The following is a 21,923-nucleotide window of genomic DNA, read 5'->3' as shown; positions in this document are numbered from 1 at the left end:
AGTCATGGCTTTTCACTATAAATCGCTATTGCTAAAGCCGTAATACCTGAGTTATTTTGCAACCAAATATATGCTGACACTAGATACCTTAAAAACCAACCAAAGTGTGACCATCAAAGCCCTTACTCAAAATGGGCTTACCTCTAAGCTGATGGACATGGGGATGTATCCGGGTAAATCTGTGCAGATAGTTTTTAGGGCTCCGTTTGGAGGACCTATCGCGGTAGATCTGGATGGCTACACGCTCTCGCTAAGAATAGACGAGGCATCACTTGTAGAGGTGGAATAAGATGAAAATTGCATTGGTTGGGAATCCCAACTCAGGTAAAACTTCTGTTTTTAATCAACTCACCGGTCTGAATCAGAAGATCGGTAATTTCCCAGGGGTGACGGTAGATAAGAAATCGGGCACCCTCAAGCGCGCACAAACTCCTCATGAAATCATAGATCTGCCGGGCATCTACAGCCTCTATCCCAAGACACAGGACGAGCAGGTGGTGTATGACATCCTGGGCAATCTGCAGCACGCAGACTATCCCGACAGGATTGTGGTGGTGGTGGATGCATCTAATCTGGAACGAAACCTCCTGCTCTTTACTCAGGTGCTGGATATGGGTGTGCCGGTCACTATGGCACTCAACATGACCGATATTGCCGATAAAAAAGGGCTGGTGATAGATACTGAAAAACTTAGTGAACTACTGGGTGGGGTGAAGATTGTCCCCATTGTAGCCAGAACGGGAACAGGAATCAATGAGTTGGTAGACGAAATCATCAGCCATAAACCTAACCAGGCTTCCCAGCCATTTTTAGGTGGGGAATTTGATAAAGGTCAGTTTCTGATCAGTGACAATATTGAGCAAAAAACAAGGGTAGAGAAACGCTACAGAAAGATTACCCAGATCCTGAAGTTTGTGGTCAAACAAAAGCCCGTCAGAAAATCAATCATTAACCGTCACAGAGCGGTAGATCGCGTGCTTACCCACCCTGTGTTTGGCTATTTGATTTTCCTGGGTATCCTCTTGATGATTTTTCAGGCGATTTATGCCTGGGCCGAGTGGCCAATGGACCTCATCGATACGCTCTTTTTGTCCATGAGTAAATGGGTCAAAAACACCCTGCCTGCTGGACTCCTTACTAACCTGATTGCTGAGGGCATAGTCCCCGGTCTGGGTGGGGTAGTGATTTTCATTCCCCAGATTACTTTACTTTTTGGGTTCATTTTCATTCTGGAGGAGACAGGCTATATGAGCCGTGTGGTTTTCATTCTGGATCGATTCATGCGTCCATTCGGACTGAATGGGCGAAGCGTGGTGCCCCTCATATCGGGTGTGGCGTGTGCCATCCCGGCCATCATGGCTACCCGCACCATCGACAATTGGAAGGAGCGCCTGATTACCATCATGGTCACCCCACTGATGAGTTGCTCCGCGAGGCTTCCTGTCTACACGCTTTTGATTGCTTTGGTGGTGCCGGATACTTTCATAGGTCCTTTTAATCTCAAAGGATTAGTACTCCTGGGCTTATACCTCATAGGTTTGGTGGCTGCATTGCTCATCGCATTGATCTTTAAGTTTTTCATCAAGACCAAAGAGAAAAGCTTTTTGGTGATGGAGCTTCCACTTTACAAAATGCCCAGGTGGAATAATCTGGTGATTACCTTATGGGAAAAAGTAAGGCTTTTTGTGTTTGATGCCGGTAAAGTCATTTTCAGTATTTCAATCATCCTATGGGTGCTGGCTTCTTTTGGGCCGGGCGACCGGATGGAGCAAGCTGTTGCAGCCATCCCTGAACCTACCGCGGAGGTGAGCCAGGAAGCGCAGGAAGAATTTGAACAGAAAGTAGCTTCTGTGAGCCTTGCCAACTCCTACATTGGTATTTTAGGTCATGCCATTGAGCCGGCCATCAGACCATTGGGATACAACTGGCAGATTGGCATAGCGTTGATCACTTCTTTTGCCGCCCGCGAAGTATTTGTAGGCTCCATGGCTACCATTTATAGCGTAGGCGAAAACTTTGATACGGAACGAACGCTGCTTGAACGAATGCGGTCTGAGAAAAATAGCCTGACCGGCCAACCGGTTTATACTTTGGCATCGGGTTTATCATTGATGATCTTTTATGCCTTTGCCATGCAGTGCATGAGCACACTGGCTATCGTGCTTCGTGAAACTAAAAACTGGAAATATCCATTGATACAGTTGGTGTACATGACCGGATTGGCTTATGTCGCCGCATTGATCACTTATCAGTTGTTGAAATGATACAGACCGTTATTGTTATTACCCTTTTTCTGGCTGCCGCCTCCTGGCTGGGCAGGAAGCTCTACCTCAACGTGTCTGGAAAGAAGAGCCCGGGATGTGAAAAGTGTGCAGCCAATGAGCTGGCCAAGCGCTAAAATCCCTCACTACTTCTAGTGATTCATTTGACTATCCATAGCTATTGATTGCTGTGCTTTTTACCTCCAATTTTGCTATTAAGAATTATTCTAAATAATGATTCAAGAAACTACAGAGCAGCAGATCAACTTTTTCAATCCTTTCGAAGGCAAAAGCCTGATGGAGGGAGAAGAGTGTGTGTTCAAAAAATGCTGCAAGAAGTACAAGAAAAAGGGTCGCCACTGTAAAAAGTGTCCTAAACTATGAGTGAGGTCTTAGCGGGTAGAGAGGAGTTGATTTTTCAGACAGAAAATGGGTCGCTAAGTCAAAGTGACACAACTGAGCGGTTTCAGCTGGCGTTTCACCAGGAGGAGCTTTCGTTTCGGGTTTGTGAGTTGATTACTTTCAAACGAAAACTTCAGGCGATAGACCTCCCTGCGATGCTGATGAGTGAAAACCAGGATGTGGAAGTGCTTCACATGCCTCATTGTGACAGACTTTTCGTGCTGACCATTCAAAACATTCTCGAGCTCAAGGAGCTTCTGGCAGGGGCTTTTACCATGCTGGAGCTGAATAGTGTCATCCACAGGCAGCTGGTGCGAAGGCCACTTTAGACTCATTTTAAATTAGCCTTCTTTATGGTAATTGGGGGCTTTTGTAGTTCTTTTACACCCTAAATTAAATTTTTGCGACCATGAAAGACATCCTGAGAAGACACTCGGTATTGAAAGAGGAGATTGTCAATGCCATCAATAAGCAAATAAAAATGGAAGCCCAGTCATCCGCAGCCTACCTGGCCATGGCTGCCTGGTGCGATACCCGTGGGTATGACAATTGTGCCGCTCATTTTTTCAAGCAGTCTGATGAGGAGCGGAAGCACCAAATGAAATTTTTTCGGTACCTGACCGATATGGAATGTGATGCGATTTCTCCTTCCATAGGAGAGTCTCAGCATGAGTTTGCCTCTCTCAGGTCAGTGTTTGAGACCGCTTTAGAAGCGGAAATCGCTGTGACAGACTCTATTCACGACATGGTGAGAGTGTGTAGAAAGGAAGGGGACATTGCTACTGAGGAGTTTCTAAGATGGTTTGTGCAGGAGCAAATCGAAGAGGAATTTGTAGCCCGCAGAACGTTGGAGCTTTTTGACGTGCTGGGTGAGGATAAAATTGCTCTGGGAATGATCGAAGAGCGAGTGCTATCGATTGAGTACAGTGCCGAAGGATAATACAGAGATTAAATAGATAAGTGAAAGGAGAATCGGGTAACGGTTCTCCTTTTTTATTTCACTACTTCTGGGAGCCTTATCGCTAGGACTGGCATCACTATAGTTATACTCCTTAGCTAGATTTAATGAGCATAAAAACCCTCACCTCTAGCGATTGACAGAGAGTGGTGATCTGGTCACATTTGCGTTGTTGTTTAGAATGATTCTAAATAAAGCAAATGAAAAGACTCCTACTTTATTCAGTACAGCTTTTAATCACCAGTACCCTTCTGGCACAGTCTTATCTGGTTCAGGGGATCGTCACCGATGAGGCGGATCAGGGGATTCCCGGAATCACCGTGACCATCAAGGCTACCACATCGGGTGTCTCTACCGACGTTTCCGGATTTTTCTCGCTTCCGCTTGAAGGGAAAGCTACGCTTGTGTTTTCGGGGATCGGATTCGAACCCACAGAGCAGAAGGTGGACGGAGCGGTAAACTTGAAGCTGAAGCTCAAAGCGAGTACCACAGAGCTCAGTGCAGTGCAGATTGTTGGCAAATCAGAGCACACCGAAGTACGGGAGCAACCTTTTGCCGTGTCGGTGGTGGATGTGAAACCATTGAAAGTCCAAAATCTGGATGTTAATCAGATTTTGGGTACGGTATCCGGCGTGAGGATTCGTGAGCAGGGTGGATTGGGTTCCGGTTTTGATTTTTCACTGAACGGCTTTACCGGAAACCAGGTGAAGTTCTTCTTGGATGGCATACCCATGGACAATTTTGGGTCATCCCTGTCGCTGAATAACATTCCTGTCAATATGATCACTGGCATAGAGGTCTACAAAGGTGTGGTGCCCGTGCACCTTGGTTCAGATGCTTTGGGTGGTGCCGTGAATGTTACCACCGATCAGAATGTTAGAAATTATCTCAATGCCTCGTATGCCATCGGGTCATTCAACACCCACCGGGCCTCCGTATTGGCCCGGTATACGGAACCCCACACCGGCCTTTCCTTCAACGCGAACCTTTTTTTGAACTACTCCGACAACAACTATCCGATGCGGGACGTGGAGGTGCCTAGATCGGACGGTTCAGGAAAGCTGGACACGGTGGATGTCAGGCGTTTTCATGATGCCTACCAGTCGCAAACGGCCCAGTTGGAATTGGGGCTGGTCAATAAACCATTTGCTGATCGGCTGTTTGTCGGATTGATCGCAAGCGGCAACGAAAAGGAAGTGCAGACTGGCCTGAACATGCAGGACGTGTTTGGGGAGGTGATGACCACTGATCAGGTGCTGATTCCCACCTTTAAGTATAAAAAGACCAACCTTTTCATTGCCGGGCTGGACCTCCGGGCGTATGCCATGTATACCCGGAGAAAAGCAGTTCGGGCAGATACCAGTTCGCGTACCTACAACTGGTATGGGGATTACAGCACCCGTATCAATAATGCCGGTGAATTTTCCTACAACAAATCTCTCTTTAGCTATGATGATGAGTCCTATCTGGCGACAGCCAATCTGAGTTACCAGTTGGGCAAGAATCATTCAGTTTCGGTCAACAACACCTTCAGTCAATTTTCCAGAGTAGGTAAAGACCCGATGCGAGACCTTAGTGAGGTGCCATTTACCACACCCAATACCATCACTAAAAATAGCTCAGCCCTTTCATACAGCCTGAGCCTGATGGATGATCAATGGAAGACCTCCGTTTTCAACAAAACTTTCATGATGCACTCCAGCACACAGGTGGAGAATGAACAGACAGACAAGTTTGAAGAATATAATATTCGTTTTTTACTTAACGGTTATGGCATTGCTTCTACCTACTTTGTTGCCCCCTGGATGCAGGTGAAACTTTCCTATGAAAATACCTACCGACTGCCTGAAGGTGAGGAGATGTTTGGAAATGGCCTCACTGTATTGCCAAATACTGCTCTGGAACCAGAGCAAAGTAATAACTACAACGCAGGTATCCTGGTGAACAAAATCCTGAAAGATCACTCGTTCAGGTTTGAAGGAAATTACCTCTACCGGCAAGCCTCGGACTTTATACGGCTGGATGCTTCCCAGCCCCGAAACTCCAACTATGTGAATCAGTCCAGGGTGAACCTCACCAGCATGGAAGGCGGAATCCAATATACTTACAAGCGGCTACTCAATCTGGGGATGAATGTCACCAGGCAAAAGAACGTGAATGCAGATAAGAGCGACCGACTGTATCAGGACGACTTACCTAACCAGCCATTCCTATTTGGAAATTTCACAGCCGGGGTTCAATTCCACAACGTGGGACCGGAAGATAGCCGGCTTGCCATCAATTGGCTCTCCTTGTTTGTAGATCAGTTTTATTGGAAATGGCCAAGTCAGGGGAACAAAAAATACAAGTACGACATCCCGCAGCAGCTCTCGCACAACCTGTCGGTATCCTACGCATTTGCAGAAAGGAAATACAGTGCCTCCCTGGCCTGCAACAACATTACCAACACGATAGTGTATGACAATTTCGCCATGCAAAAACCCGGGCGATCATTCAGCCTGAAGCTGAGCTATTTTCTTTCCAACTGATCTTTTAAAAATTTAAACAAATAGAAAAATGAAGAAATTCAAATTGAGTTTATGGGCCCTTTTGAGCTCATTTTTAATCCTTTCGACCATCTCTTGTGAGACCAATGACGAGCCAGATCCCGGTAGAGGAGATGAGGACTGGTCGGGATATGTGGTAGGCCTGCGGGCCACAGAAGGAGATGCGTCTGCAGACTATATTGTAGCTGTGGATGACCTGATGTCCGGAGTGATCACGTCAGAAGGTCAGGGCATCGAGCAGTCTGGTTGGTCGTACTACACTGCGGTGGGGGATAATTATCTTTCCATTGGCTACACCCTCAACGAGTGCATCGGGTATCAGGTGGATGCCGGGGAGTTGTATTTGAACTCCAAGTTTGTTTTTGAAAGAATAGACTGTGTGGGACCTTTGGATGGTGATTCGTTCCTGGCCATTGGCGCTCCCTGGGGCGGAGGGTCATATGACTGTCAGTTGCAAGTGGTGGATGCAGGCGATGTGGCTATCACGAAGACTGTGACCCACCCGATTTATGAATCCTACTTTTATGTGGATTCTTTAGATGAAGAGGTGCGGCTCAATGCCTGGCCTACCAGTACTTATCTGTCAGGAGACAAGTTGTATGTGTCTTTCTATCCACTTCATGGCACCTCATGGGAGACCCCTCTGGTGGATAAGGCATACGTGACGGTGTATTCCTATCCGGAAATGCAGTACATCAAGACTTTTGAGGATGACCGGACGAGCCCGATCGGCTATTATGGTGGCCAGCCGTCCCTTGTGTCCACTGAGAACGGTGACATTTACACCATTTCCTCTTCTTCCTATTTTGCAGGATTTACCCATGTAAGCCAACCGTCTGGGATTCTCATGATCAAGGCTGGGGCCACAGAATTTGATCAGGACTATTTTTTCAATGTGGAGGAAGACTATGGGCACAAAATACACAATGCGGTGTATGCTGGTAGAGGTAAGGCCATCGCCAGGATTTCTGATCCAGAGAATGATACCTCCCGGGATGTACAGTGGGCGGGGTTTGGCAATTATGATGTGATGGAAGTAGCAGTGATCGATCTGGAAGCCCGCACATTGACCAGAGTGACGGATATTCCCGTACATGCGGGCCAGTACCAGACCCCTTACCTGGTGGAAGACGGAAAGGTATACATGTCTATCAGACAAAATGAAACTGGTAAGGCCTATGTGTACCGAATAGACCCGGAGACTGCCACCGCAGAACGAGGAGCTGAAATAGACGGTATAGAGCTACAGGGGATTTTCAAACACAATTAATTATTTCATCACGGAGCTCCGGGTATTGGCCAGTGGCATTTCCCGGAGCGCTCTTCTTTACTTCAATTGACAATGCATAAATCAAAAACAATACTTACACTGGCACTTGTGCTGATGGCCTGTGCCCAATCTTTCGCTCACTACATGTGGCTGGAAACCTCTGAGTCCGGAGCGTTGGGCAAGGCCCACATTGTAAAAGTTTACTTTGGGGAGTACACTTATGGCGTAGTGGAGGATCCAGCAGGGGAGAATTTCGCAGCGGTAAAAAACTTCAGGTTGTGGGTGGTGATGCCTTCAGGACGGAAGGAACGCATCGAAACACAGGCTAAAGGAGACGCTTTTCAAGGAGTTTTTACTCCTGCAGAAAAGGGTACCTACACGGTTGTCCTGAATAATGACGAGATCGACGTAATTGATTATACGCAATATGATTTTGGCATTTTCAAGACGCATTATCACTCCACCGCCAGAGTGCTCGTGGGAGATGAGAACCAGGAAACCAACGCCACAAATGATAAGGGTTTGGTGGTAGTGAACAACTCTGAGAAGAAGGCAGAGAAGGGTGCCGATGTGAACCTCAAGGTCGTATTTAAGGGAAGGCCTTTAGCGGATCAGGAGGTGGTTATTTACGTGGCAGACCTTTGGAGTAAAAAGCTAACAACAGATGAAAATGGGTTGGTGACCTTTACGCTACCCTGGGCCGCCAGGTACACTGTGGAGACTACTAAAAAGGAGGAAGTCCCGGGTACTTATCATGATGAGGAGTATGAGTTTATCTGGCACTGTGCCACTTATGCTATAGCCCTTTGACCGGATGATTACACTTAGTTGCCTGTTCACATTTCTTGGTTTTTGGGTGTGCTACCGAGCCTCCCGAAGAGTTGCCTTTGCCGCTGCCAATAAAGGACCGAAACCCGAAGAATCGGGAGGGCCGAGAGGTGCTTCATTAGGTGTGATGGGCTTGCTCGCCGGCTTTGCGCTCAGCGCACTCCGTTATGGCATTGGTTCAGGCTCGTTTTTCTTTTTGATAATGCTGACTATAGTATCCAGCCTGGTGATCTTACTGGCACCCCTTGGCTTTATGAAGAGAAGAACTATTGGGATGCTTACCATTTTGTCAATGCTCATAGAAATAACCATCTGATGCCAGCCAATAAGAAACATCTGACGAAATCATTTCACCAACGTTTTGCCAAAATCACTGCCGGGTTTTTTGGGGGCTATCTGGTGACTGTTAGTTTGTTCATGGCACTTTCACTGTGGTGTGATCGGGCCGGTACGATGGTGACCTTGATTTTCGGAGGGTTTATCCTCTGGGCTGGTTTGATGGTGAGTGCTTTTTTGTTTAAAAATGGCTGGCTTGCCTGGCTCCTGTACCTTGCTTTGACCGTTGCTTTTTCTGCTGTTTTTTATTTCAATCAATATACCGCCACAGTATGAGCAATCGCATCTATAATGTCCTGTTTCATACCCACACGGTGAGCGGGCTCGTCATCAGTGTGGCCCTTTATGTGATCTTTTTTGCAGGGTCTATCAGTTTCTTTAGGGATGATATCATCGCATGGGAGCGCAATCGGCCGATAGTAGCCCATAGTCAGATGAATGCGGATTTCGATCAGATTCTGGACACGTTAGCCATGAGGTACGGTGAGCTCAGGGGTCGTACCATTAATATCCGGCAGTCGCATCAGGAGCGCAACGTGATCATAAATATTTCGTCCACACAGGATACATCAGCCTCCGAAAACGCCAGACGGAGCGTCTATACCTACCTGGATACCAGGACATATGAGGAGAGTAGCTACTACTCCGGTTATACACTAGGTGAGTTTATTTATCGATTGCACTTTTTTGCACAGATTCCCTATCCGTATGGTTATCTGTTCTCAGGTTTTGTGGCCTTCTTCTTTTTGTTTGCCATCGTCACCGGGTTGATTGTTCACTGGAAAAAAATGGTCAGCAATTTCTACCTGTTCAGACCCTGGGCCAGGCTCAAGACGGTCTGGACCGATGCACACACCGCTTTGGGATTGATTGGGCTGCCTTTTCAGTTCATATTTTCAGTGACAGGTGCTGTACTGATTATCGGCACCACCATCATGCTCGGACCGGCCAGTTCCCTGATCTATGATAAAGATCGGGACCTGATGTACCGTGAGCTGCTGGATCAGCCGCCAGCTCCAGCCTTTGCCAATCATCCGGTTGATTTTGACCTGAGTCTGAATGAGTTGGTAAATGAATCTCAAGCTGCCTGGGGCGATGTGGTTTTGAGCAGGCTTTGCATTCAGAATTTTGGTGATGAAAACATGAACATCCTGGTGGAAGTGAGACCTCAAACCAAAAGCGCACTTCTGGGCCTGGGCAGGGCTACGTTCGATTGGTCAGGCTCACTCACCGCTCAGACAAGTGATGAATCCGTTAATTATATAGTTGGGGCGGATCAATTGATGCGGAGGCTCCATTTTGGGGATTTTGGCGGGTATGGCCTTAAGATTATCTACTTTGTTTTCGGGATCATTACTTGTTTTGTAATTCTCTCCGGTGTGTTGCTCTGGGTAGAGGCGCGCGACAAGAGAAGCACCGCGCCCTGGAAGAGAACTGCCAATCAGTGGGTTGCCAGCATTTTTATGGCGATTTCATTGAGTATGTATCCTGCCATGGCATTGTTATTTAGCATAGTTCGTTTGGCGCATGATCCCGGTAGCCCCACACCTCATGTATTTATATACAAAGTGTTTTTCACCTCCTGGCTGATATTGAGCGTTTGCTTTGCTGCATGGAGAAATAATTACCTGACGAACAAATACTGTTTGTTTTTGGGTTCTATTTTCGGCATGGCCATTCCCATTGTGAATGGGCTAGTTACAGGAAACTGGATGTGGGACACCTATAATGAGGAGCAGCTACAGATTTTTGTCGTGGATGCATTTTGGTTGATTACATCGCTCATTGCGTTGTTGGTTTTTTTTAGGTTGAAAAAAGTACAGCCATCTAACGGCCAGGAAAGCGAGACACGTATCGAAGGACGCAAGTTGGCCGGTGCCAGGATGTTCTGATCATGGGTACCATAGAAGACTTTGACCGGCTACTCCTCACTCTCCAGGAGAAGATTCAAAATAACCCTGCGGATCGGGAGCGCATTTTGCTGTCTTTTCTCAAAGACACCCCTTGCCCATACCTGCAAAGTCGTTTGAAAGCAAGTGCGCTCACTAGTTCTAGGGATTCGTAACTAGGGATAGTGAAATTGCATTTTGCCTATCACTAGCGATTGAAACCTGGCGCCGTTTGGCACATCTTTGCACTTATTTAGAATTAGTCCAAATAAAGAACAATCAACAAAATGAATAAGCTAAACTCACTTTTATTAATAATAGGGGCAGTATTGATGGGCAGTCTGAGCTCATGTAACGATGGAGAGGATGATGAAGTGTCACTGGAGACTCCTTCCACCTATCACTTTACCAGGGATGGTGCTTCCTCTGTAGATTATTCTGGTCAGACTGCAAGACTCGACATGCTGGCTGAGTTAAAGGCCTATATAGGTACTGCCAATGATGGTGAGGTGTTATCTGAGGAGGTTCTCCTCAATATGTTTGCCAATGAAAACAACCCTTTTTCCAGTGCTGGTCTCAACGAGAGTGGTAAGCAGCTTAAGGATAAGACCTTCGCGGCAGATGTGACATTTTTCAGCGGCATTCTGGCTTCAGCGGCATCAGCCAGTGCTTCGGAAACGGGCGCATCGCAAGGAAAGGCGGGGCTTATCTCCCGGGGAGCAGACCGGCAGATTTTGGTAGATGAAAAAGGCTGGGAGTATACTCAATTAGTGGAAAAGGGACTCATGGGAGCGACGTTCCTCAACCAGATATACAACAGCTATTTGACTGATGCCAAAATCGGAAATACTGTGGAAAATACAGAGCTGGAAGCCGACAAAAACTACACGGCCATGGAGCACCATTGGGATGAGGCCTTCGGCTACTGGGGTGTCAATCCGGATTTTGACGTGGATGGTGAAAATCGATTTCTAGGTAACTATACCTATGGACGAGAAAGCTATCTCGGAAGCGCCACGAAGCTGAAGGAGGCCTTCCTGAAAGGAAGAACCGCGATCGTGAATAAGACTTATGAGATCAGAGATGAGCAAAGGGATATTATCTATACTGAGTTCGAGTTGATAGCGGCGGCTACTGCCATTCATTATATCAATGAGTCTATTGCTGACTTAAGTGGGGATGATCAGGGGGCTTTGTTTCATCATGCATCAGAGGGCTACGGCTTTGCCATGGCCCTGAAGTACAGCCCCTATAAGCAGATAACTACAGAGGAACTGGATGAAGTACTGAATGCCGGCTTTGGTACTGATGGTGACTTCTGGACGATTTCAGTTAACAGTCTGAATAATGCCAAGGACATTTTGGCTACAGCTTACCCGTCTTTGAGCGATATTGCGGATGAGTTATAAATGAAGCCATTACCTGGCGCCACATTATAAAGACAAAGTGAAATAATAGATGAGATTATTGACAGTACTGTTTCTGGCATTAGCCATGTTGTCTTCCTGCGTTTCGGATAAGGATCCGTTTGGCAAAATGAATGACTTTGATCAGGGGCCGATGCTGGAAAACCTTGCCAATAATCTCATTTTACCCGCCTATCTCAATTTGAGGGACAAAACAAAGAGCCTGAGAGAAGCAGTCTCGGATTACCGACTTGCTCCGACGATCGAGTCTCTTATGGCTTCACGGGAGGCACTTAAATCCGCAAGACTGGCCTGGCAGGAATGTAGCCCGTATCAGTTTGGCCCCTCGGAATCCAATGGGCTGGCTGGTATTCTTAATATTTATCCGGTAGACACGCTCAAAATCAATCGCAATATTGAGAGCGGAGAATACAATCTGACCACCCTTGCCAATGCCGATGCCCGTGGGTTTCAGACGTTGGGATACCTCCTATATCGTCCTGGTCTGAGCGATCAGGAATTGATTTCTTCTGCCCTGCAGTCAGACCGACTTTATGCGGATGAGGTGGCCCTACTCATGGAGGAGGTTTCGTCAGCGGTGTATGATCAATGGTCTTCACAGGGCGGGAATTATTTAGGAACATTTACCAGCGAAGATTCATATGGTGTGAATGTGGGAAGTTCTGTAGGTAAACTGATCAACGCCATGAACCTTGACTTTGAGCGAAATACCCGTGATGGTAAAATTGGTATTCCTGTCGGAATCCGGTCTTTGGGAGAGCCGATACCCCATGCATGTGAGGCCTATTATGCCGGGTACTCAGCAGAACTGTTCAGCGCCAGCATTGCCACCTATTATACGCTTTACAAGGGCGCGGATGATGTGGGACTGGACGATTACCTTCAGGCCATTGAGGCCACCACCACACAAAACGAGGATTTGTCTGTCAGGATTGACACCCAGTTCAAGGCACTGATAAATGCCGGCAACATGCTGGAAGACCCGCTTCCAGAGCAAATTCTCAACGATCAGGTGACCGTACAAACGGTGTTTGCGGAAATGCAGCGGCTTGCCGTTCTTTTCAAAACAGACATGGCGTCCTCCCTTGGCGTAGTGATCACTTATCAGGACAATGATGGTGATTGATGCTAAGGTCTAAGTCCATGCTCGCAGAGCGGCTGGTCACCGCAAAGGTCTCCATTGCTCCATTAGTGACCTTTAGGCTTTTGTTTGGCCTGCTCATGCTGGCATCTGTTATTCGCTTTTGCGCTTACGGCTGGATTCATCAACAGTACATCGCCCCCAGAGTTTACTTTCCCTTTTTACCGGGCGTTGAGCCATTGCCCGGGGTGGGCATGTATGCAGTTTTCTTCGTGATGGCTTTGGCATCGGCAGGCATTGCATTGGGTTGGTTCTATCGCATTTCCACGGCTACTTTTTTTGTGCTCTTTACCTACGTAGAGTTGATCGATAAGACCAATTATCTGAACCACTACTACTTTTTGAGCCTGATAGCCTTTTTGCTGATATGGATGCCTGCCCATGGCGATTTTTCCATGGATGTACGGCGCGGAGCCCGTAGAGCAACGGATCACGTGCCAGTGGGTTTCATGAATGTCCTGCGGTTTCAGCTGATGGTGGTTTATTTTTTTGCCGGTCTGGCTAAAATAAATTCTGATTGGTTGCTGAGTGCTCAGCCGATGAAAATGTGGTTGTCTGCAAATACCCATCGCCCGGTACTGGGCCCAATCTTGCGTTATAAGCTCACTGCCTATGTGTTTAGCTGGTTTGGGATGGTCTATGACCTCTCGATCGCTTTTTTCCTGTCTCTGAACGTGACACGTCGGTTTGCTTTTTTGTGTGTGGTTGTATTTCACCTGATGACCTGGTGGCTTTTTCCCATAGGGATGTTTCCATTCATCATGATTGGACTCACCACTGTTTTCTTCAGTCCGGAAGAGCACCTAAAAGTCCTTCGTCAGCTCAAATCTCTATTCAGGTGGCAGGATAGTCCCGATGTTCAAAATATCAGAATCTCCAATCCTTTGGTGAAACTGTTTGCTGTGTTCATGGCCCTTCAGGTATTGATTCCTTTAAGGTTTCTCTCTTATCCCGGCGACGTGTTTTGGACTGAAGCAGGCTACAGATTTTCATGGCGGGTGATGCTCATGGAAAAAGCAGGTAGTGCTACCTTCTATGTGCGCGATAGCGATACTGGTCGGCAATCTATGGTGGCCAACTACGAGCACCTCACTCCTCAGCAGGAGAAAATGATGGCCACTCAGCCCGATATGCTCGTGCAATATGCTCATTACCTACACGATTACTACCTTCAGCAGGGAATGACTGACCCGATCGTGACAGCCGATGTGTTCGTTACCCTAAATGGGCGCCCAAGCACACGATTCATCGATCCGGAGGTGGATTTGAGCAAACGTTCAGTCATAGGTAGCCATTCGCTGGTGTTACCTCACACTCACTAGTTCTAGTGATGGCTCCCTAGCTTTAGTGAGTTCCCTTTTGCCTATGACTAGCGATTGAATCACGTCCTTATTACCCCGACCTTTGCGCTTATTTAGAATTAGTCCAAATAGATAAGCGAGGGAAGCAATCATTGACGTATGTCAGTGTGAAAAAAATAAGAATGGTAATACTGAGAGACATATGGAAATGGGGCATCGTACTGGCTTTTTGGCTGGTGTCTTTTTCTGGCATGTCTCAGCGAATCTCTGGAGTGGTCACCAATGAGGCTGATGAACCTATGGAAGGAGTAATGATCTTTCTGGAAGGCTCTTCCATAAAAACCATAACTGACAAGCAAGGGTATTTCCAGCTGAGTGATTTGAATGCGGGAGATCATCGAATTGTCGCATTCTTTCCTGAATATCAGACCGATTTCCGGGATGTATCTGTTCGCGCGGAATCTTCAGAGATCAGGTTTAGCTTAAAGCCAATGAGCCAGGAACTGGAGTCTGTGGTGGTAGAGAATACCCGATCAGAAACCATGGGCATTAGCTGGTTGCAGTCAGTGAGTGGTTCGGCCATCTATGAAGCCAAGAAAACGGAGCTTATCAATGTTGGCGGATTAATAGGCAACAAAGCAGCCAATGTGGGGCGCCAGGTTTATGCGCAGGTTCCAGGGCTGAACATTTGGGAAAGCGACGGTGCCGGTATTAATCTGGGCATTGGCGGGCGGGGTCTGAACCCCAACCGAACGTCCAACTTCAATGTGCGTCAAAACGGTTATGATATTTCGGCGGATGCACTCGGCTATCCGGAAAGCTACTATACACCTCCGGTCTTGGCCCTGGACAAAATAGAGGTGGTGCGTGGAGCTGCCGGCCTCCAGTATGGAACGCAGTTTGGAGGCATGCTCAATTTTGATTTCAAAGAGGGTCCCAGGGATAAGAAGATAGAAGTGACCTCTGCCCAGACATTGGGTTCATTTGGCTTGTTTAATACGTTTAACAGCCTGGGAGGCACCGTGGGCAAGGTGAACTATTATACTTTTTACCAATACAAGCACAGTGAAGGCTGGCGCCCTAATTCTCAGCAGGACCAGCACAACCTTTTTGCATCGGTTACTTACGATTTCACGCCCTTTCTGAGTGCCAAGTTGGAGCACACACACATGACTTACCTGGCCCAGCAGCCGGGGGGACTGACAGATATAGAGTTTTACCAAAACCCGAATCAGTCCAAGCGAGCCCGTAACTGGTTTGATGTGGGTTGGGATCTTACCGCCATGGAGTGGGATTATAGATATTCTTCAAGCCTGAAGTTTAATAACAAAACTTTTATGCTAGGCGCCAACCGGTATGCCGTGGGTAATCTGGAGCGCATAGACAGGCCGGATGATCCGACAGAGAACCGCAACCTGCTGAAGGATCAGTATCAGAATTGGGGCAACGAATTCCGAACGATATATCACTATAATCTGCTGGGTCAAAAATCTGTCTTACTGGTGGGTAACCGACTCTATTTTGGAAAAACACTAAGAGAGCAAGGTGAAGGAGACAATGGCTCAGATGCCAATTTTGAGTTTGAAAACAAGGAGGAGCCCGGGGAATCTGACTTTACCTTTCCCAGTAGGAACGTGGCATTTTTCGCTGAAAACATTTTTAACCTCACACCCCGCCTGAGTATTACCCCGGGGATCAGGTATGAGTACATCCGCACGGATGCAAAAGGATATTACTACGACCGCCGGGAGGATCTGGCGGGCAATGTGATTTATGAGGAAAAGGTGGAGGAGGATAAAAGTAAGCCCAGATCATTTGCCCTGATGGGCATTGGAGTTAGTTACAAATACAGTGAGACGGTAGAGGTTTATGGTAATTTCTCACAAAATTTCAGGGCAATCAACTTCAATGATATTCGGGTGGACAACCCATCACTGAAGGTGGATGAAAATATTGATGATGAAAGTGGTTACAATCTTGACCTGGGCATAAGAGGTGCCGAATCTGGTAAGTTTAGGTACGATGTTTCATTGTTTTATTTATCCTATCAGGGGCGTATTGGCAATGTACTGCGCACCGAGCCGGATCCCCGGTTCAATAACCTGGTGGATCGTACTTTTCGGTATCGCACTAATGTTGCAGATGCGGGCATCCTTGGTCTGGAGAGCTACATAGAAGCGGATTTGTTAAAGCTTTTTTCTTTTCCGGCAGAGAAGAGCACCCTGACGGGCTTTTTAAATTTTGCTATGATTTCATCCCGCTATTTGAACAATGATGAAGCTGGCATAGAGGGAAATAAAGTAGAGCTGGTCCCGCCTGTCAATATCAAATCCGGAGTGACATATAAGCGAGGGAACTTTGGAGTATCCTATCTGTACACCTATGTGATGGAGCAATATTCGGATGCATCCAATGCTGACAGTACCCCACCTGTGCCCACGGCAGTCGAAGGACTCATCCCCTCCTATTTTGTGATGGACCTTTCTGTGAGCTATGGATACAAATTCTGGACATTTGAAGGTGGCGTGAACAATTTTACTGATGAGTCTTACTTTACCAGACGTGCTGCTGGTTATCCCGGCCCGGGCATTATTCCTGCTAACAGTCGCAATTTTTATGTGGGGTTGGGAGTGAAGTTTTAGATACTTCCTATGAGTTTTTGGATGCTTTTTTTCAGGGAAGGAAGGTGATTAATCAAAATTGCCCAAACATTTTCATCTGAGATGTTATCGTAAGCATGAATAACCTGGTTTCGCATACCAATTATATTTCTGGAGTCGTTGATGAGTTTCTCAAAAGCGGCATCTCTCTTGATGATTCTGTTAACTGCCTCTCCGATGATTTCCAGATTCCTCTCTACAGCTCTTTTGAGCATTAGGTTATTTTTGTATTCCAGGAAATCTTTAGGCCTGCCCTCAAAAAAACTGTCAATTTCTGAGATGGCTAAATCAATGTCGTAGAGCCACTTTAAAATACGCTCATCCATAGATTAGTTTTTTGGAACGCTCGATGGACTTGATTAAAATCGGATTTCGAAGGTTTTGGGTCTCTAAAAGGTCTATCCTTCTATTGAGGACGGTTTCGAGAGAAGATTTTAGGGAGATAAAATTTTTGAAATACTGGGCTCTTTCGAAGGGTTCAAATGTGACGAGGAAATCCACATCGCTCGCATCATTGAATGAATGATCCACGGCAGAACCAATAAGATACATTTTATCTACATGATGTTGCTTACATGCTTTCTTAACCTTGTCTATATGCTGACTTAGCTCCAACATGTAACAAAAATAATGAATCCCCACTGTATTTCTGTGATCATTAGATTGCAGATGAGCCAGTTACAAGAGAGGCTGAGATTTCGCCACGAAATCCCAAATGACAATACCCAGGCTGACCGAAATGTTCAAAGAGTGCTTGGTGCCGTATTGTGGGATTTCTAACACCAGATCAGAGTTTTTAACCACTTCATCGTTTACCCCAAAAACCTCATTGCCAAAGACGAAGGCATACTTCTGGTCCGAACCTGGTGCAAAGTCCATGAGCGAGGTGCTTTTATCTGCCTGCTCTACAGACACAATTTGATATCCGTCAACTTTCAATTGCGAAATAAGCGCAGAAATTTTTTCATGATATTCCCAACTCACTGTGTCTGTTGCCCCCAGGGCGGTTTTATTGATATCGCGATGTGGGGGCCGGGCGGTGATTCCGCACAGATAGATTTTCTCCACGCGAAAGGCATCAGAGGTTCGGAATGCACTCCCAATGTTATTCATGCTGCGGATGTCATCCAAAACGATGCAGGCGTGGAGCTTTTCGGATTGCTGAAACTCTTCCTGCTCCATCCTGCCCAGCTCCTCGTTTTTAAGTTTTCTCATGCGCTTGTCTTTCCTTAATATTGCTATCTAATTTTCGATTCAAAACTACCACCAATCCACAGGATGGCGAAATCCGCGAAACCCACTGAGACTCCATTGATGAAACAGTACAATGCCATCAAGGCACGGTACCCCGGAGCATTGTTGCTTTTTAGGGTAGGGGATTTTTACGAGACTTTCGGGGAGGATGCCATCAAAGCCAGCAAGATCCTGGAGATTGTGCTCACTAAAAGGGCCAACGGATCGGCCTCTCACATCGAATTGGCCGGTTTCCCACACCATTCACTGGATGTATACCTGCCCCGGCTTGTGCGCGCAGGCAACAGGGTGGCTATTTGTGATCAGCTGGAAGACCCGAAGAGCGTGAAGGGGATTGTGAAAAGAGGGGTCACCGAGCTAGTGACTCCCGGTCTGTCACTGAATGACAATGTGCTGGAGCAAAAGCGCAACAATTTCCTGGCGGCCATTCATTATGATGATAATACCTGTGGCGTTTCTTTTCTGGACCTGTCCACCGGCGAGTTTTTAGTGGCTCAGGGCAATCCTGACTATGTGGAAAAACTGATTCAGGGTTTTCAACCCTCCGAAATTCTATTTTCAAAATCTGAACGGGATCGGTTCGAAAGAGCATTTGGCAATAACTATATCAATTTCCACCTGGAAGACTGGATATTTAGCGAGGAGTATGGTTATGAAAAATTAACCCGGCACTTCAACACCGCCAATCTGAAAGGCTATGGGGTGGAGGAAATGAGGTCGGGGATCATTGCGGCCGGAGCCATTCTGTTTTATCTGGAGGAGACCGAGCACAAAGAGGTCAAGCACATCGGACAGCTCTCACGTATAGACGAGCAGCAATATGTGTGGCTGGATAAATTCACCATTCGCAACCTGGAGCTGATACAGCCCAGTCAGGGAGATGGTACTGCACTGATAGATATACTGGACAACACCCAAACCCCTATGGGTAGTCGCCTGTTGCGAAAGTGGATGGTGCTTCCACTTAAAAATAAGGAGCAGATAGAGCGTAGGCATCTCACTGTGGAGGCTTTTATGGGCGAGGAAGAGACCCTCAATGAGGTAAGTGCGCACCTTAAGCAAATCGGAGACCTGGAGCGACTGATCTCGAAAGTAGCCACGGGGCGGATTAATCCCCGTGAAATGGTTCAGCTCAAAAGGAGTCTTTCTCAAATCAGGCCGATAAAGGATCAACTTAAGTCCTCAGAAAATGGCATTTTCAAGCAATACCTGGATCAGCTCAACGACTGTGAAGCGCTGCTGGAGCATATTGAGGATAGTATCAAGGATGACGCACCGATCAATCCCAATCAGGGGAACATTCTGAAAGAAGGCGTGAATGAAGAGCTGGATGAGCTGCGAAAAATGGCTTTTTCTGGCAAGGATTACCTCAAGGGGATACAGGAAAGAGAAACCGAACGCACAGGGATCAGTTCGCTGAAAATAGCCTACAACAAGGTGTTTGGCTACTATCTGGAGGTGACCAACTCCCACAAGGACAAAGTACCCGAAGAATGGATCAGGAAGCAAACGCTGGTAAACGCCGAGCGGTACATCACAGAGGAGCTGAAGGTATACGAGGAAAAAATACTGAATGCCGAGAGCCAGATTTTTGTCATAGAGCTGCGACTCTATCAGGAGCTGGTGTCCTTTGCCATGGAATACATAGAGCTGATCCAACAAAATGCAAGGGTAATTGCGGCACTGGATTGTCTCACGGCGTTTGCTTTTTTGGCCAGGCGAAATAACTATGTGCGACCTACCATGAGCGAGGAGTTTTCGCTCGACATCAAGGCCGGTCGTCACCCGGTGATAGAGCAAAATATGCCACCTGAGGAGGATTACATTCCCAATGATGTATTTCTGGATGATGAATCTCAGCAGATCATGATCATCACAGGGCCCAACATGGCTGGAAAATCAGCACTGCTGCGGCAGACAGCGCTCATTGTACTCATGGCTCAGATGGGAAGCTTTGTACCTGCGGGATATGCCCGCATTGGTTTGGTGGATAAAGTGTTCACCAGGGTGGGTGCATCGGATAATCTTTCTCGGGGCGAATCAACATTTATGGTGGAGATGACTGAAACCGCCAGTATTTTGAACAACCTGAGTAATAGGTCTCTGGTGCTGATGGATGAAATAGGCCGCGGTACGAGTACTTACGATGGCATATCTATCGCCTGGTCCATCGTGGAGTTTTTGCACAACCATCCACAATATAAGGCCAAGACCCTATTTGCCACACACTACCACGAACTGAATGAGTTGACCAATGATTTACCCAGGGTAAAGAACTTTAACGTTGCAGTGAAGGAGCTGGAGAACAAGATTATCTTTATCAGAAAACTACAAGCGGGAGGTAGCGAGCACAGTTTTGGAATCCATGTGGCCCAGCTGGCAGGAATGCCCAATCAGGTGGTGATTCGTGCTAATACGATACTGAAGCATCTGGAGGCAGATAAACTCTCAGAAAACGAAAAGGAAAAACTGGCGGAAGTACCTAGCAGTCAGTTTCAGCTCAACTTGTTTGAGTCTGACCCCAGATTTGAAAAAGTAATGAAAATGCTGCGCGAGATAGACATCAATACCATCTCCCCTGTAGAGGCACTACTCAAAGTGAATGAAATGAAGGAGCAGCTGAAAGGATCAAAATCTTAATACGAAAGCTCACTGAGCCAATTTGTATTTGGTCAGTGCCTCTTCATATTGGTAGATAATCTGATTAAGCACGTCCAAATTATTCATGTACCGAACTTTTGAATCTATTCGTACATGTCGTTCAAGATGACGCTTTACTCTCATGGAGCACTCCAGGCCCGCTCTCAGTTCTTCGACTGAGAAGGTAGAAATCACGTACTCGTGATCCAGGGCAATTTTATCCGGTTGGTACATGGTTGGTTGTACTATTTAGGTTGATTGGAATCAAAACAATTTAATAACATTTGGTTAAATAAAAAGTGTTTTATTGAATAATTTGGATAAAAGGTAAAATATTAGTTATCTGTTTTGCTAAAAATGCAGTTAAATATTCTGTTGTTGAAGATTCAATAATGTATGAACGTAACCCGGTGGATTGGGAAATTGACCGAAAATTGAACTATTTGAACATCAGGTTTGATTATTAATGTCCACATGAGTCTTGTCAAGGAGTTCGTGAGGAGTCCCTGGGGGTATAAATGGTATGGAAATCACCCTTTGTGAAAGTGAGATTCGCGGCTTAGTAGGAGGTGTTTTAAATTCTGGCAAAATATTTTAATTCATGAACTTGCAATTAATTCATCATCTGTTAAATTTGCAGTCCCTTAGAACGAAAGGGATAAGCGAGAGTAGCTCAGCTGGTAGAGCACGACCTTGCCAAGGTCGGGGTCGCGGGTTCGAATCCCGTCTCCCGCTCAGGTCCTGACCCGATACTTTCGGGCCGGGACTTTGTGTTTTAGGGCTACCGTGGGTAGTCAGTGTCGCCCGGATGGTGGAATTGGTAGACACGCAGGACTTAAAATCCTGTGACCCTTAAAGGTCGTGCGGGTTCAAGTCCCGCTCCGGGTACAAATGAGCGATTCGAATTATGGATCGCTTTTTTTGTTTAAGAAGAATATAGGAGCATGACCTTTAAGGTCGTGTGGGTTCAAGCGGGGCGCGTAGCCTCCCGCTCCGGGTACAAATGAGCG

Annotated in this window: 21 protein-coding genes and 2 tRNA genes; 19 read left to right on the top strand and 4 right to left on the bottom strand. The window is 46.7% G+C overall.

All coding sequences use genetic code 11. The features are described 5' to 3' along the window. Positions 1–70: 70 nt before the first annotated feature. The 16 genes from RIH33_RS10065 to RIH33_RS09990 all read left to right on the top strand — a co-directional run bounded on the left by RIH33_RS10065 (position 71) and on the right by RIH33_RS09990 (position 17,001). Positions 71–289, top strand: coding sequence for a FeoA family protein (locus RIH33_RS10065; RefSeq protein WP_159585352.1), 219 nt, complete (start codon positions 71–73; stop codon positions 287–289). Position 290: 1 nt separating this feature from the next. After that, positions 291–2,264 (top strand): ferrous iron transport protein B, encoded by a 1,974-nt coding sequence (feoB, locus tag RIH33_RS10060; RefSeq protein WP_406652031.1) that lies wholly within the window; start codon positions 291–293, stop codon positions 2,262–2,264. Continuing rightward, a complete protein-coding gene (locus tag RIH33_RS10055) occupies positions 2,261–2,398 on the top strand; it encodes a hypothetical protein (RefSeq protein ID WP_406652030.1) in 138 nt (45 codons plus the stop codon). Before feoB ends, RIH33_RS10055 begins: the two co-directional genes overlap by 4 nt. 243 nt (positions 2,399–2,641) lie before the next feature. Continuing rightward, positions 2,642–2,992: a hypothetical protein gene (locus RIH33_RS10050; protein WP_406652028.1), complete on the top strand. Its 351-nt coding sequence runs from the start codon at positions 2,642–2,644 to the stop codon at positions 2,990–2,992. Between the two features lie 80 nt (positions 2,993–3,072). Further along, positions 3,073–3,603 carry a ferritin gene (locus tag RIH33_RS10045; RefSeq protein WP_406652027.1) on the top strand — a complete coding sequence of 177 codons (531 nt, stop codon included), beginning with the start codon at positions 3,073–3,075 and terminating at the stop codon, positions 3,601–3,603. Positions 3,604–3,821: 218 nt separating this feature from the next. Next, positions 3,822–6,149 (top strand): TonB-dependent receptor, encoded by a 2,328-nt coding sequence (locus tag RIH33_RS10040; RefSeq protein WP_406652026.1) that lies wholly within the window; start codon positions 3,822–3,824, stop codon positions 6,147–6,149. A gap of 28 nt (positions 6,150–6,177) precedes the next feature. Next, entirely contained in the window at positions 6,178–7,437 is a 1,260-nt protein-coding gene (locus tag RIH33_RS10035) for a DUF4374 domain-containing protein (RefSeq protein ID WP_406652025.1), read from the top strand. A gap of 72 nt (positions 7,438–7,509) precedes the next feature. Further along, a complete protein-coding gene (locus RIH33_RS10030; protein ID WP_406652024.1) occupies positions 7,510–8,247 on the top strand; it encodes a DUF4198 domain-containing protein in 738 nt (245 codons plus the stop codon). Between the two features lie 4 nt (positions 8,248–8,251). Beyond that, positions 8,252–8,581, top strand: a complete 330-nt coding sequence (locus tag RIH33_RS10025; RefSeq protein WP_406652022.1) for a hypothetical protein — start codon at positions 8,252–8,254, stop codon at positions 8,579–8,581. Further along, positions 8,581–8,877, top strand: a complete 297-nt coding sequence (locus RIH33_RS10020) for a hypothetical protein (RefSeq protein WP_406652021.1) — start codon at positions 8,581–8,583, stop codon at positions 8,875–8,877. Before RIH33_RS10025 ends, RIH33_RS10020 begins: the two co-directional genes overlap by 1 nt. Further along, positions 8,874–10,493 (top strand): PepSY-associated TM helix domain-containing protein, encoded by a 1,620-nt coding sequence (locus RIH33_RS10015; RefSeq protein WP_406652020.1) that lies wholly within the window; start codon positions 8,874–8,876, stop codon positions 10,491–10,493. Before RIH33_RS10020 ends, RIH33_RS10015 begins: the two co-directional genes overlap by 4 nt. A 2-nt stretch (positions 10,494–10,495) precedes the next feature. Further along, complete coding sequence (locus tag RIH33_RS10010) at positions 10,496–10,666, top strand: hypothetical protein (protein WP_406652019.1); 171 nt, start codon at positions 10,496–10,498, stop codon at positions 10,664–10,666. A 111-nt stretch (positions 10,667–10,777) separates the two neighbouring features. Beyond that, positions 10,778–11,899 carry a DUF4856 domain-containing protein gene (locus RIH33_RS10005; protein WP_406652018.1) on the top strand — a complete coding sequence of 374 codons (1,122 nt, stop codon included), beginning with the start codon at positions 10,778–10,780 and terminating at the stop codon, positions 11,897–11,899. A gap of 49 nt (positions 11,900–11,948) precedes the next feature. Beyond that, positions 11,949–13,043 carry an imelysin family protein gene (locus RIH33_RS10000; RefSeq protein ID WP_406652016.1) on the top strand — a complete coding sequence of 365 codons (1,095 nt, stop codon included), beginning with the start codon at positions 11,949–11,951 and terminating at the stop codon, positions 13,041–13,043. Beyond that, positions 13,043–14,380: an HTTM domain-containing protein gene (locus RIH33_RS09995; RefSeq protein ID WP_406652014.1), complete on the top strand. Its 1,338-nt coding sequence runs from the start codon at positions 13,043–13,045 to the stop codon at positions 14,378–14,380. Before RIH33_RS10000 ends, RIH33_RS09995 begins: the two co-directional genes overlap by 1 nt. A 161-nt stretch (positions 14,381–14,541) precedes the next feature. Next, positions 14,542–17,001 (top strand): TonB-dependent receptor domain-containing protein, encoded by a 2,460-nt coding sequence (locus tag RIH33_RS09990; RefSeq protein ID WP_406652013.1) that lies wholly within the window; start codon positions 14,542–14,544, stop codon positions 16,999–17,001. Here RIH33_RS09990 and RIH33_RS09985 read toward each other — a convergent pair. From RIH33_RS09985 to RIH33_RS09975, 3 genes are read right to left on the bottom strand one after another with little or no spacing between them, the layout of a single operon-like run. Further along, positions 16,998–17,345 carry a DUF86 domain-containing protein gene (locus tag RIH33_RS09985; RefSeq protein ID WP_406652012.1) on the bottom strand — a complete coding sequence of 116 codons (348 nt, stop codon included), beginning with the start codon at positions 17,343–17,345 and terminating at the stop codon, positions 16,998–17,000. The two genes, RIH33_RS09990 and RIH33_RS09985, sit on opposite strands and share 4 nt — an antisense overlap. Continuing rightward, a complete protein-coding gene (locus RIH33_RS09980) occupies positions 17,338–17,637 on the bottom strand; it encodes a nucleotidyltransferase family protein (protein WP_406652011.1) in 300 nt (99 codons plus the stop codon). The genes RIH33_RS09985 and RIH33_RS09980 overlap by 8 nt, the downstream gene beginning before the upstream one ends. A 60-nt stretch (positions 17,638–17,697) precedes the next feature. Continuing rightward, entirely contained in the window at positions 17,698–18,234 is a 537-nt protein-coding gene (locus tag RIH33_RS09975; RefSeq protein ID WP_406652010.1) for an RNA methyltransferase, read from the bottom strand. A 99-nt stretch (positions 18,235–18,333) separates the two neighbouring features. Between RIH33_RS09975 and mutS the strand changes: the two genes are divergently transcribed. Then, entirely contained in the window at positions 18,334–20,913 is a 2,580-nt protein-coding gene (mutS, locus tag RIH33_RS09970) for a DNA mismatch repair protein MutS (protein ID WP_406658542.1), read from the top strand. A gap of 9 nt (positions 20,914–20,922) precedes the next feature. Here the strand turns inward: mutS and RIH33_RS09965 are convergent, their stop codons facing one another. Further along, a complete protein-coding gene (locus RIH33_RS09965; RefSeq protein ID WP_406652008.1) occupies positions 20,923–21,147 on the bottom strand; it encodes a hypothetical protein in 225 nt (74 codons plus the stop codon). A 428-nt stretch (positions 21,148–21,575) separates the two neighbouring features. Between RIH33_RS09965 and RIH33_RS09960 the strand changes: the two genes are divergently transcribed. Further along, positions 21,576–21,648, top strand: a tRNA-Gly gene (locus RIH33_RS09960). A 67-nt stretch (positions 21,649–21,715) separates the two neighbouring features. Beyond that, positions 21,716–21,801: transfer RNA gene (locus tag RIH33_RS09955), tRNA-Leu, on the top strand. The last annotated feature ends 122 nt before the right edge of the window (positions 21,802–21,923 follow it).

Source organism: Marinoscillum sp., from assembly GCF_040222955.1.
In the GTDB taxonomy this organism is placed as follows: domain Bacteria; phylum Bacteroidota; class Bacteroidia; order Cytophagales; family Cyclobacteriaceae; genus Marinoscillum.
The sequence above is the reverse complement of the archived record's forward strand: the minus strand, read 5'-3'. Positions and strand labels throughout refer to the sequence as shown.